We start from the raw sequence: 13,334 nt of genomic DNA, 5'->3' as shown, positions 1-13,334 counted from the left end.
TAGTTTCGCTCTAAAGTCGAATCTTGACTATTATTTCTCATCGTAACAAAATTTATTAAAGTTAAATTTTGTTACCGAATTATCTAACCTTTACAGAAATGACAAGATTGGGGTTACTTCGCGTGGGCTTCGACTTCGCTCAGCCTGACAATGAGTTTTAAAAAGTCTAAGAAGTCTAAAGTCTAAGAAGTCTAAAAATCAAAAAAAAAATCCCGCCTCAATTAAGAAACGGGATTAAATAGATATTCTCTTTTTTTTTATTTTAAACTGTTGCTGCAACTTCTTGTGGCAACGGAATTTGATTTTTAAGTAAATCTTCGAATGTTTCAGCTTGGCGAATTAAGATTCCCTGACCGTTCATCCATAAAACTTCGGCTGGTTTGTATCTTGAATTGTAGTTTGAAGACATTGAGAAGCAATATGCTCCAGCATTTTTGAAAGATAAAATGTCGCCCTCAGTAATTTCTTGAATTCTACGGTTGTTGGCGAAAGTATCAGTCTCGCAAATGTATCCTACAACTGAGTAAAAACGCTCTTTTCCTTTTGGGTTAGAGATGTTTTCAATATGGTGCGAAGATCCGTATAACATTGGACGAATTAAGTGGTTGAAACCACTGTCAACTCCAGCAAAAACTGTTGAGGTTGTTTGTTTTACTACGTTTACTTTTACTAAGAAATGACCTGCTTCACTTACCAAGAATTTTCCTGGTTCGAAAATCAACGTTAAATCTCTGCCGTATTCTGTACAGAAAGCGTTGAATCTTTTAGATAATTTTTTACCTAATTCTTCAATATCTGTTTCGATATCGTCTTTTTTGTAAGGCACTTTGAAGCCGCTTCCGAAATCTAAGAATTGTAAATCTTTGAAATGTTTAGCTGTGTCAAATAAGATTTCAGCAGCATACAAGAATACTTCGATATCTAAAATATCAGATCCTGTGTGCATGTGAATCCCAACAATACTCATTTTTGTATTTTCAACAATTCGCAAGATATGCGGAATCTGGTGAACAGAAATTCCGAATTTACTATCAATATGTCCTACAGAAATATTTGCATTTCCACCCGCCATTACGTGCGGATTGATACGAATACATACTGGAATATGAGGATGTTTTGTTCCGAATTGCTCTAAAATAGATAAGTTGTCGATATTGATTTGTACACCCATTGCGGCAACTTCTTCGATTTCTTCAAGAGAAACGCCGTTTGGTGTAAAGAAAATTCTTTCGGGTTCATAGCCAGCATGAAGTCCTAATTGAACTTCCTGAATTGATACAGTGTCTAAGCCAGACCCCATGTTCTTTAATAACTGAAGAATCGCAACGTTTGACAATGCCTTCATGGCGTAATTAACTCTTAAGTTTTCTACCTTAGAGAAAGCTTTAGTTAACCTGTTGTACTGAGATTGGATTTTTTCGGCATCATAAACATATAATGGACTTCCAAATTGGTCTGCTAACTGCAGTAAATCTTTTGCTTGCATTTTTAAATCATTTTGGGCAAAGTTATTACTCTTTTGTGTATCAGCAAATAAATTGTAGAAAAATAACAAAATATAACAAATTGTTTTATTTCAAACAAAAACTTGCTTGTTTTGGATTTTTATAACCTTTTTCTAAGATGCTAAGGTTCTGAGATGCTAAGATACTAAGTTTTTTTGCCACGAATTCACGAATTTGACTAATTCTTAAATGCTGTTGATTTTTTTTTGCCACAGATTTAACCTATTAGCGCAGATTATTTTGTTTGCCACTAATTACACAAATTTCCACAAATTTTTAATTTTGAATTTTTCATAAAATGCCTAAAACATAGCCCGTGGTTTCAACCACGGGAGACGTAGCGGATGGACGTAATTATATATTGTGTCCCCGCGGTTGAAACCGCAGGCTATGTTTGATTTAGAAGCTGCCAGAAAATAAATTCGTGGAAATTTGTGCAATTCGTGAAAAAAACAAAACCCCTGAATATAAATTCAAGGGTTTATTAGTAGTTATGTTGTTTATCGGAATAAAGATTAAATAAAATGCTAAGAAAAAAACTTAGAATCTTAGAACCTTAGCATCTTAGAGTCTTAAATTTATAAACTCGGTAAATCTCCTTTTCCTTTAGTAGGCAGGTTGGTAGAACCCATTAAGAATAAATCTACCTCTCTTGCTGCTTCGCGACCTTCTGAAATAGCCCACACGATTAATGATTGTCCTCTTCTCATATCACCAGCGGTGAAAATGTGAGGTACGTTTGTTTGATAGTTATGCGCCTTGTAGTTGCTTCTCATATCAGTTTCGATTCCTAATTGCTCGCTTAACGTTTTCTCTGGGCCTGTAAATCCAAGAGCCAATAAAGCTAAATCGCAAGGCCAGATTTTTTCTGAACCTTCTTTTTCGATTAATTCAGGACGCTGACCTGGAGTCATTTTCCATTGTACTTCAACGGTTTTTAATCCAGTTAATTCGCCTTTATCGTTAGAAATGAATTCTTTAGTATTGATTAACCAGTTTCTGTCGCATCCTTCTTCGTGAGAAGAAGATGTTTTTAACTGCAACGGCCAGAAAGGCCAAGGAGTTGACTCGCTTCTTCCAACTGGAGGTTTTGGTAAGATCTCAAAGTTAGTTACCGATTTTGCTCCGTGTCTGTTTGAAGTTCCAATACAGTCAGAACCTGTGTCTCCACCACCAATTACGATTACATCTTTACCAGTCGCTTTAATCTGATCTGGAATTGATTCTCCAAATAAAACTTTAGTTTGTTGAGTTAAGAAATCCATTGCCTGAACAACGCCTTTGCTTTCGATTCCTTTAGTTGGCAAGCTTCTTCTTTCAGTTGCTCCTCCACATAAAACGATAGAATCGAATGCGTTTAATTCTTCAACACTGAAGTTAACACCAACGTTTACATCTGTTTTGAAAGTGATTCCTTCTGCTTCAAGAACCACTACACGTCTGTCGATAATTCCTTTTTCTAATTTGAAATTCGGAATTCCGTAACGTAGTAAACCTCCAATTGCGTTGTCTCTTTCAAAAACAGTAACCGTGTGACCAGCTCTGTTTAATTGCTGCGCTGCCGCCAATCCAGCAGGACCTGAACCAATAACAGCAACGGTTTTACCAGTTCTTGTTTTTGGTGGTTGAGGTTTGATCCATCCTTCGGCGAAACCTCTTTCAATAATGCTTTTTTCGATGTTTTCGATAGAAACAGGATCTTTGATGATTCCTAATACACATGATTTCTCACATGGAGCAGGGCATAAGCGTCCAGTGAATTCAGGAAAATTATTAGTAGATTGTAAAATCTCTAATGCACTCTGCCATTCTTCCTGATGTACCATGTCGTTGAAGTCAGGAATTAAATTTCCTAACGGACAACCACTGTGGCAAAAAGGAATTCCACAGTCCATACATCTTGATCCTTGTTCTTTTATTTTATCTTTTGGTACCGGAATAGTAAATTCGTTGTAGTTCGAAACACGTTCTGCTACTGCTAAATTACTTTCATCGGCTCTGTTATATTCTTTAAATCCGCCTATTTTACCCATGACATTTTAATTAGATTTAGTTGTGAGATGTGAGAGGTAAGAAGTGAGTTGAAAACTCAAAACTTAGTACCTCAGGAACTTAGTACCTCAGAACCTTTTTAATCAGCTATTAATTCTTCTATTTTTTTCTCTTCTGCAATTCTTTGTAATGCTTTTTTGTAATCAGTTGGCATTACTTTTACGAAGTGCTGTTGTTGGTTTTCCCAGTCTGCTAAAATTCTTTTTGCTAATGGACTGCTTGTGTACAATGAATGATTTTTGATCAGTTTTCTTAGTTTCGTAACGTCCTCTTCTTCCATTGGATCGAATGCAACCATTTCCATGTTGCAAACTGTAGCGTCGAATTTCTTATTTGGATCGTAAACATAAGCTACACCACCGCTCATACCAGCCGCGAAGTTTCTTCCTGTTTTTCCTAAAACTACTACTGTACCACCGGTCATGTACTCGCATCCGTGATCTCCAATTCCTTCAACAACTGCTGTTGCTCCAGAATTTCTCACGCAGAAACGCTCTCCGGCCATTCCATTAATATAAGCCTCTCCGGTAATAGCTCCGTAAAGGGCAACGTTTCCAATAATGATATTGTCTTCAGGTTTGAAAGTTGCAGTAGGAGGTACTTTTACAATTAGTTTTCCTCCAGACAGCCCTTTTCCTAAATAATCATTACAGTTTCCGTGAATTTTAAATGACAATCCGTTTGTTGCAAAAGCACCAAAACTTTGTCCGGCAGAACCTTCAAAATCAACTAAAATAGTGTCATCAGGTAATCCTTGCGCGCCGTAGATTTTTGAGATTTCATTACTCAAAATCGCACCTACAGAACGGTCTGTATTTTTAATTTTAAAAGTTACTCTTGTTTTTTCTTTTCTATAGATAGACGGAATCGCTTCTTTAATGATGTCAAAATCCAATACATTTTCAAGTTGGTGATCTTGAGTCGTTGTATTATGATTTGGCTCTGTTTTCGCTTTTTCCGGTTTGTATAGAATTGATGATAAGTCTAAACCATTTGCTTTATAATGTTTGATGGCTTTGTTCACATTTAATTTTTGTGACTGACCCACCATTTCTTTTAAAGTTCTGAAACCTAACTGCGCCATGATTTCTCTTAACTCCTCAGCAATAAAATACATGAAGTTGATTACGTGCTCTGGAGTTCCTTTGAAGTTTTTTCTCAATTCAGGATCCTGAGTTGCAATACCAACCGGACAAGTATTTAAGTGACAAGCTCTCATCATGATACATCCAGAAGCTACAAGCGGCGCCGTTGCGAAACCGAATTCTTCTGCACCTAATAAAGCTGCGATAGCAACGTCACGACCTGTTTTTAACTGTCCGTCACATTCTAAAACTACACGGCTTCTTAAGTCGTTTAAGATTAAAGTTTGCTGTGCTTCAGCTAAACCAAGTTCCCATGGAATACCTGTGTGCTGTAAAGATGTTAATGGTGCAGCTCCCGTTCCTCCGTCATAACCTGAAATTAAGATCACGTCAGCTTTTGCTTTAGCAACACCGGCAGCGATGGTTCCAACTCCAACTTCAGAAACTAATTTTACGTTGATACGAGCTTCACGGTTTGCATTTTTCAAATCGTAAATCAACTGAGATAAATCTTCAATTGAGTAAATATCATGGTGAGGAGGAGGCGAAATCAAACCTACATAAGGCGTAGAGTTTCTAGTTTCAGCAATCCAAGGCACTACTTTTTCTCCAGGTAACTGTCCACCTTCACCAGGTTTTGCACCTTGAGCCATTTTAATCTGGATTTCTTTAGCGTTTGTCAAATAGTTGATCGAAACACCAAAACGTCCTGATGCAACTTGTTTAATGGCACTGTTTCTAGAATCTCCGTTAATTTCTTTCTGGAAACGTTTTGGATCTTCTCCACCTTCTCCAGAGTTACTTTTTCCGCCAATTCTGTTCATTGCAATCGCTAAATTCTCGTGTGCTTCTCTACTGATAGATCCGTAAGACATTGCACCCGTTTTGAATTTCTTCACAATTTCTGTCCAAGGTTCTACTTCGTCAATAGAAATTGGATCTAAGTTGTTGAATTCAAATAAACCTCTAATAGTCATTAAGTTTGAGCTTTGCTCATTAACGGCATTTGAGTATTCTTTATAACTTTCTGGGCTGTTTAAACGAACAGCCTGTTGTAATTTAGAAATAGTGGTTGGGTTAAACATGTGTTTTTCGCCACCACGTCTCCATCTGTAAATACCTCCAATTTCAAGAGAAAGCAAACTTGCTACTTTTGAATTTGGGAAAGCTTTTTGGAAACGTTTCTTCACTTCTTTCTCCACTTCCATTAAACCAATTCCTTCAATTCTTGATGGCGTGTAAGGGAAGTATTTAGATGTAAATGTTTTGTTTAAACCTAAAATCTCGAAAATCTGAGCGGCTCTATACGAATGTAATGTAGAGATACCAATTTTGTTCATGATTTTCACGATTCCTTTTGCAATCGCTTTGTTGTAGTTTACAACTGCATAATCAGCTTTTACTTTTGTAATGAAACCTTTTTCAACCTGATCGTGAATAATTTCGTTTACCATGTAAGGGTTAATCGCACTTGCACCATATCCGAACAATAAAGCAAAATGATGAGGTTCGCGTGGTTCAGCAGATTCGATTATGATTCCGAATTTAGAACGAACTTGTAAAATGTTCAAAGAGTGGTGAATGTAAGAACAAGCCAATAACATTGGAATTGGAGCGAACTGTTCACTTACACCTCTATCAGATAAAATAATGATGTTGCATCCTTCTTCAACTGCTTTAAAAGTCGCTTGAACACATTTCTCAAGCGCACGCTCTAAACCGTTAACTCCTTTTTCTATTTTATATAAAGTAGAAATAGTAGCCGATTTGAAATCTGCGTGATCGATATTTCTGATTTTATCCAAATCCTCGTTAGAAATAACCGGATTTTGGATTTTTAATTTTTTACATTGTTTTGATTCAATTTCGAAAATATTGAAATCTCCACCAATCGCTAAACTGATATCAGTAATAATTTCTTCACGAATACCATCCAACGGCGGGTTCGTAACCTGAGCAAATAATTGTTTGAAGTAATTGTACAACAACTGTGGCTGATCTGATAAAACTGCCAAAGGAGTATCGTTACCCATAGAACTGATTGCTTCGGCTCCGTCGCTACCCATTGGGTTGATGATCGTTTTTAAATCTTCAATAGTGTAACCAAACAAACGCTGTCTTGTCAAGAAATCTAATTTTTCAACAGGAGTAGGGTTGTTTGTGTAAGGAATTTTTGCTAAAGGCAATAAGTTGGCATCGATCCATTCTTTATAAGGACGTTTTGTAACTATCGCTTTTTTAACTTCCTCGTCTTCGATAATACGACCTTCGTTCATATCAACCAAGAACATTTTTCCTGGTTCTAAACGACCGTGTTGAATTACATCTTCCGGATCGATATCTAGTACACCAATTTCTGATGACATGATTACGAACCCACTATGTGTTAAAGTATAACGAGAAGGACGCAATCCGTTTCTGTCTAATAAGGCACCAATTACGTTACCATCTGTAAACGGAATAGAAGCAGGACCATCCCAAGGCTCCATGATACAAGCGTTGAATTCATAGAAAGCTCTTTTCTCTTCAGACATTGTCTGGTGTTTTTCCCAAGCTTCAGGAACCACCATCATCATTGCCTCTGGAAGAGAACGGCCTGTCATTAATAAAAGCTCAATAACCATATCCATCGAAGCAGAATCTGATTTTCCTTCTAGGATAATAGGGAATAATTTTTTGATATCATCGCCAAAAACTTTGCTCTGCATAAGCTCTTCACGAGCACGCATGCGGCTTACGTTTCCACGAAGTGTGTTGATCTCACCATTATGACACATGTATCTAAACGGTTGAGCAAGTTCCCAAGAAGGGAAAGTATTGGTAGAGAAACGTTGGTGAACTAACGCCAAACGAGTCACTAAATCTGGATCTTTTAAGTCAACATAATATCGGCTGATGTCTTCCGGCATCAATAGACCTTTATATATTATGGTAGTTGTCGATAAACTAGAGAAATAAAACATATGGCTTTCTGAGGTTTTAGATCCTCTTACGGCATGTTCAGCAATTTTTCTAGCTGCAAAAAGTTTTGCATTAAATTCTTGTTCAGTTAAATCCTGTCCGTTTTTAGAAACGAAAACTTGTTTAACTGTTGGTTCTTTTTCTGCGGCAATTTGCCCTAAATTTTCAACGTCAACAGGTACATCTCTCCAACCTAAAACCTTTAAGTTTTGGTCTTTGATAGTTGCTTCAAATGCATTGATACAAAAAGAAACTTGGTTTTTGCTTTTTGGTAAAAAAACCATTCCTACTGCATACTCACGCGTTTCAGGGATTTCAAAGTCACAAACTTTCTTAAAAAAATTATGAGGGATGTCGAATAAAATTCCAGCCCCGTCTCCAGTTCTTCCATCAGAACTAACGGCACCACGATGTTCCAATTTAATTAAGATGTCTAATGCTTTGTGAATAATATCATTTGACTTAATACCATTCAAATTACAAATAAATCCTGCACCACAATTGTCGTGTTCAAATTCAGGCAGATAAAGCCCTTGTTCTTTAACTTTCATTCTTGATATTTTTTCTACAAAAATAGAGATTTCGTTAAACATAATGTAGTGAAATTATCATTTAGCTTACATTTTTACTGTAATATTAGAAAAAGGCTTCTTAAATGATAATAATATTATATTAGGCATTGCGAAATGATAAAATCATAATAACATTTAAATAATATTAGGAAAAATCGCCGTCAGGCCCATAATTCAATAGGTTTTTTTGTTAAATCTCAAACGATATAGTGGTTTTATGTTAACTTTTTCAATGCAATTCGTTAACGATTAATTTGCTTTGAAAAAGAATCTGTAATTAATAACAAATTGACTCATTTTTTAATTGGAAAAAGATTTTACTATTAAGTTGAATTTTGCTACTTTTGTCGCACTTTTATTCTGAAATAAATTCAGAACCAGACAAATTCTATATTATGAACATACACGAATATCAAGGAAAAGAAATTTTAGCTAGTTACGGAGTACGCATTCAACGCGGAATTGTGGCTAATAATGCGGTTGAAGCTGTGGCTGCTGCAAAACAATTAACTGCCGAAACTGGTACAGGATGGCACGTAATAAAAGCACAAATTCACGCAGGTGGACGTGGAAAAGGTGGTGGAGTTAAGTTGGCTAAAAATCTTCAACAAGTTGAAGAAATTGCAGGACAAATTATCGGAATGCAATTGATTACACCTCAAACTTCTGCTGAAGGTAAAAAAGTAAACAAAGTTTTAGTTGCTGAAGATGTATACTATCCTGGTGAAAGCGAAACTTCTGAGTTTTATGTTTCTGTTTTATTGAATAGAGGTACAGGACGTAACATGATTATGTATTCTACTGAAGGTGGAATGGATATCGAAGAAGTTGCTGAGCACACGCCACACTTAATCTTTACTGAAGAAATCGATCCTAATGTAGGATTACAAGGTTTTCAAGCAAGAAGAATTGCCTTTAACTTAGGTCTTTCTGGAAATGCTTTCAAAGAAATGGTTAAATTCATCGATTCATTATACAACGCTTATGTTGGTTCTGATGCATCTATGTTTGAAATCAACCCTGTTTTAAAAACATCTGACAACAAAATTATGGCTGTTGATGCTAAAGTAAATATCGATGATAATGCTTTATACAGACAACCAAAATATGCTGAAATGAGAGATATCCGTGAGGAGAATCCAATCGAAGTTGAAGCTAAAGAAGTAGGTCTGAACTATGTAGATCTTGACGGTACTGTAGGATGTATGGTAAACGGAGCTGGTCTTGCAATGGCAACTATGGATTTAATTAAATATGCTGGTTTTGAGCCTGCTAACTTCCTTGACGTAGGAGGAACTGCTGATGCTAAACGTGTTGAAACTGCTTTCAGAATTATCTTGAAAGATCCAAACGTAAAAGCTATCTTGATTAACATCTTTGGAGGAATCGTTCGTTGTGACCGTGTTGCTCAAGGTGTTGTTGATGCTTACAAAAACATGGGTGACGCTATCAATGTGCCAATTATCGTTCGTTTGCAAGGAACAAATGCTGAAATTGCAAAAGAATTAATTGACAATTCTGGTATGCCAATCTTATCTGCAGTTCAATTCCAAGAAGCTGCTGACCAAGTTAAAGCTGCACTTTCTTAATTAAATAAGAAATCAATTATATAGAAATCCCTCCAAGAAATTGGAGGGATTTTTTTTGGAGGCTACTTAACCGCAAAGTGCGCAAGGTTTTTAATTGTAAGGTTCAATATAAACGCAAAAGTTCGCAAAGCTTTATCAATATATAGCCTTGCGAACTTTGCGGTTAAATTAATTATTTCAAAACAGTAGACAATTCTATAAGTTCAAAAGTTGGATCATGTGCAATAAATTCTCTCAGCATTGCTGTATGACCGGCACCAAGTAAAACCATTATTTTATCATCCTTGCTTTCGGTTAGTTTTTGAATTAAAGAATACGTATAAAGATTTCTTCGATACCATTCTGAAACTAAATAAGCACCTACAAAATTGTCTGTTTTTCCTGCTTTGTTGGCAGTTCCAAGATACCAGTTAATATCCTGTTTATTAACATCCAAAAGTAATTGTGTCAAGGAATATTTTGCAATTTTTGTATTAAAATCTGTTTCATGATGTTTCATTATCTCTTCATTCTTCTTGATTAAATCAAACTGATTAGCGGTTTTCATTTCTTTTACCAAACTATCATATGGAAAATCAGTACCATTATAATCAATTGCATATAACTTTTTGTGATTTAATTTTTTAGCTGATCTTAAAGCTAATTGTACTATCTCATCTGAATCGTTCGTAAGTAAGCTATCAGTGTTTTTAGCATAAAATTGATCTAATTTGGCTTGTTTTTTATAATTCCATTCAACAAAAATTTTATCTGGTCCAAACTTTTTAACTTTATCGGTAATGTTTTCCAGTTCTTCTTGGCTTTTGTCTGTCATAACATTAAAAGTATTTACTTTGGCGACATCAAGTCCGGGATTTTCAAAATGGAAACTGCCAAATAATAATATTTGTTTCTTTTTTGTCTGAGCAGAAACGGTAGTTAATGCAATTGTAAAAATGAGTAATAAAGCGATTTTTTTCATGATGATTTGTTTTAAATTCATGACAAATCTATAGTAGCTTTTCAGGTGAATTTTTAGTTTTTGATAAACATCAGTTTTCAAATTACAAACAATAGGAATTTGCTGTTGAAAATTTTTGTGTACCGTTTTTGAATGTTCGTCACATATAATATAGGTTTTGTATAAATATAGTATTCATGTAATGTCATAGTTGTATTTTTGAAGTAACAACAATATATTATGAAGCTAAAAATTCCTTTTTATTATCATATTCTTCTTTTTTTAGTAGTGTTTTTTACTTTTTATCTCTGGGATATTGGAGTAAGTAATCGAAAATTGGATTCTGTTTTCAGCAGTAAGTATTTCTTTTTTAATACAAGTTTTGTTCTATCAATTTTTATCGTTTATCTTTTAAATTTTTACCTTTTTTGCGATTGGTTTTTGAATAAAAAAAAGATTTTTCTATATTTTTTTAGCATTGTCGTTTCCTTGCTAATTTTTGCTGGAGTTCGTTATTTTTTGCAAGAAGTTGTTGTTTTTCAGATTATTGGAATGCATAATTATAGTGAAGCGTCGCGAGAATTAAACTATTATGTGCGTGATAATTTCTTTTTTGGATTACCAGCAGTAATTTTTAGCGCTTTGAGTTATTTGTTTTGGCAATTTCATAGTTCACAGCTGCAAAATCAGGAATTGCTTTTAGAGAATAAAAAAGCAGAATTTCAAATGTTGAAATCTCAGGTTAGTCCGCATTTTTTATTTAATACCTTAAATTCGTTTTATAGCCAATTGATTTTGAAAGATGATGAAATGGCATCAGATATTTTAGTATTGTCTGATTTACTGCGTTATGTTATTACGGAGACTGAAAAGGATGAAGCGGTACTTTCAAAAGAAATTCAATTTATAGAAAATTATATTCATTTACAGAAAAAACGATTTGAAGATCAGCTGTATCTTGATTTTTCTGTTGAAGGAAATTATGCAGAAGAAAAGATTTTATCATCGGTATTAATTCATTTCATAGAAAATGTTTTTAAGCACGGAAAATTGAATAATCCAGAACAAAAAGCAGTTATTTCAATTCATATAAAAGAAGACTTTCTGGAGATCTCTACTTTTAATTACATTGTTAATGGCGAACATTATTCTTCAACCGGCATTGGATTTGAGAATCTTACTAAAAGATTAGAATATGCCTATGGATCTAAATTTAAGCTTGAAAAAATAGCAGAAAATAATACCTTTAAAACGTATTTGAAAATTCCTTTAAATAAATAATATGAAGTTTAAATGTATCATTATTGATGATGAACCGCCAGCAACGCGTATTTTAAAAAACTATGTAGAGAAAGTATCTTTTCTTGAAGAAGCTGGAATTTTTAATGATTCAATAAAAGCATTAGAGTTTCTGAATTCGAATAAAACTGATGTTGTTTTTCTGGATATTCAGATGCCGCAATTAACCGGATTACAACTCTCCAGAATTATTTCTAAAGATGTAAAAGTGATTTTTACGACGGCATACCCTGACTTTGCATTAGAAGGTTTTGAATTGAATGCGATTGATTATTTGCTAAAACCAATCTCTTTTGAACGTTTTTATCAGGCAGTTTCTAAATTGAATACGGAATCAAAAATAGAGGTTTCATCCAATAGTAATTCGTCTGATTTTATATTTGTTAAAACAGATGGTAAAAATAAGTTCCAGAAGTTGTTTTTAGATGAAATTCTATATGTCGAGAGTCTTCAGAATTATGTTTGTATCCATACTTTAAAACAACAGATTATAACTCATTCTTCTTTAAAAAATGTAATAGAATCATTGCCTGGAATGGATTTTATTCAAATACATAAATCTTATGTAATTGCCTTAAAACAGATTGAATCAACAGATAGTTTTTCGGTTTTTATTAATGCGAAAGAATTGCCAATAGGAGCAACTTTTAAAGATGCTTTTTTTGAACGCATCGATCAAAATAAAATGTAGAAAAAAATCATTTAACAGCAAAGAGCGCAAAGATTTTAATTTATAAGGTTCAATATAAACGCAAAAGTTCGCAAAGCTTTATCAAATAAAACTTTGCGAACTTTGCGTATGCCTTAGCGCCCTTTGCGGTTAAACTTTATAGGCGTTAATTATTTTTTATTCTTACCGTTTTTGTAAACTACTTTTTCTACAATAGATGGTTTTCCATTTCCTTTTGGGAATGCTTTCTTTTTAGGTTTTCCAGCTGATGAACCTGATTTTGATGAACTTTGATCACCTCTGTATTTTTCTGAATCTTTTGGAGCAGCTTTAAACTCAGGTCTTTCTTTAGTACTGTCTTTCTTCGGAATTTCTGCTTTATGTTTCGCTAAAACATCATTCGGGTTTTTTGGATTTTCTTTGGTTCCTCTTAAATGAATTACCAATCCATTCAGGAAGTTACGCAAAACCTGATCACCACATTCCATGTAATTCTCATGATCTTCGGCTCTGAAAAAAGCACCTAATTCTGATTTTGAAATTCTGAAATCTACTAATTCTAAAATTTCAACTATTTGATCATCACGGAGCATCAAAGCCACGCGAAGTTTTTTAAGTATATCGTTATTTGTCATCGTTTATTTTTTACAAAGGTACATTA

The 13,334-nt window shown here is 34.4% G+C and carries 8 protein-coding genes; 3 read left to right on the top strand and 5 right to left on the bottom strand.

The genetic code is table 11. The features are described 5' to 3' along the window. Nucleotides 1–262 precede the first annotated feature (262 nt). From lysA to gltB, 3 genes are all read right to left on the bottom strand, one after another. A complete protein-coding gene (lysA, locus tag EV145_RS10810) occupies nt 263–1,555 on the bottom strand; it encodes a diaminopimelate decarboxylase (RefSeq protein ID WP_262711920.1) in 1,293 nt (430 codons plus the stop codon). A 528-nt stretch (nt 1,556–2,083) separates the two neighbouring features. After that, complete coding sequence (locus EV145_RS10805) at nt 2,084–3,538, bottom strand: glutamate synthase subunit beta (protein WP_133525231.1); 1,455 nt, start codon at nt 3,536–3,538, stop codon at nt 2,084–2,086. A 98-nt stretch (nt 3,539–3,636) separates the two neighbouring features. Beyond that, on the bottom strand, nt 3,637–8,154 hold the full coding sequence (gene gltB, locus EV145_RS10800; protein ID WP_133525230.1) for a glutamate synthase large subunit: 4,518 nt from the start codon (nt 8,152–8,154) through the stop codon (nt 3,637–3,639). Nucleotides 8,155–8,570: 416 nt separating this feature from the next. On the opposite strand from gltB, the gene sucC reads away from it, so the two are divergent. After that, the gene (gene sucC, locus EV145_RS10795; RefSeq protein WP_133525229.1) at nt 8,571–9,764 is read left to right on the top strand and encodes an ADP-forming succinate--CoA ligase subunit beta; all 1,194 of its coding nucleotides are present in this window, start codon (nt 8,571–8,573) and stop codon (nt 9,762–9,764) included. 172 nt (nt 9,765–9,936) lie between these two features. On the opposite strand, the gene EV145_RS10790 is transcribed toward sucC, so the two are convergent. After that, on the bottom strand, nt 9,937–10,725 hold the full coding sequence (locus EV145_RS10790) for a DUF5694 domain-containing protein (RefSeq protein ID WP_133525228.1): 789 nt from the start codon (nt 10,723–10,725) through the stop codon (nt 9,937–9,939). Nucleotides 10,726–11,193: 468 nt separating this feature from the next. On the opposite strand from EV145_RS10790, the gene EV145_RS10785 reads away from it, so the two are divergent. Both EV145_RS10785 and EV145_RS10780 read left to right on the top strand, forming a co-directional pair. Next, nucleotides 11,194–11,985 carry a sensor histidine kinase gene (locus tag EV145_RS10785; RefSeq protein ID WP_243739246.1) on the top strand — a complete coding sequence of 264 codons (792 nt, stop codon included), beginning with the start codon at nt 11,194–11,196 and terminating at the stop codon, nt 11,983–11,985. Between the two features lies 1 nt (nt 11,986). Next, complete coding sequence (locus tag EV145_RS10780) at nt 11,987–12,694, top strand: LytR/AlgR family response regulator transcription factor (protein ID WP_133525226.1); 708 nt, start codon at nt 11,987–11,989, stop codon at nt 12,692–12,694. A gap of 149 nt (nt 12,695–12,843) precedes the next feature. Here the strand turns inward: EV145_RS10780 and EV145_RS10775 are convergent, their stop codons facing one another. Beyond that, entirely contained in the window at nt 12,844–13,308 is a 465-nt protein-coding gene (locus EV145_RS10775) for a DUF1456 family protein (protein WP_133525225.1), read from the bottom strand. Nucleotides 13,309–13,334 lie beyond the last annotated feature (26 nt).

The organism is Flavobacterium sp. 245, from assembly GCF_004362055.1.
In the GTDB taxonomy this organism is placed as follows: domain Bacteria; phylum Bacteroidota; class Bacteroidia; order Flavobacteriales; family Flavobacteriaceae; genus Flavobacterium.
The sequence above is the reverse complement of the archived record's forward strand: the minus strand, read 5'-3'. Positions and strand labels throughout refer to the sequence as shown.

Excerpts from the sequence above, each read along its gene's own strand:
- EV145_RS10805 (WP_133525231.1), bottom strand. The coding sequence starts at position 3,538 with ATGGGTAAAATAGGCGGATTTAAAGAATATAACAGAGCCGATGAAAGT.
- gltB (WP_133525230.1), bottom strand. The coding sequence starts at position 8,154 with ATGAAAGTTAAAGAACAAGGGCTTTATCTGCCTGAATTTGAACACGAC.
- sucC (WP_133525229.1), top strand. The coding sequence starts at position 8,571 with ATGAACATACACGAATATCAAGGAAAAGAAATTTTAGCTAGTTACGGA.
- EV145_RS10790 (WP_133525228.1), bottom strand. The coding sequence starts at position 10,725 with ATGAAAAAAATCGCTTTATTACTCATTTTTACAATTGCATTAACTACC.
- EV145_RS10780 (WP_133525226.1), top strand. The coding sequence starts at position 11,987 with ATGAAGTTTAAATGTATCATTATTGATGATGAACCGCCAGCAACGCGT.
- EV145_RS10775 (WP_133525225.1), bottom strand. The coding sequence starts at position 13,308 with ATGACAAATAACGATATACTTAAAAAACTTCGCGTGGCTTTGATGCTC.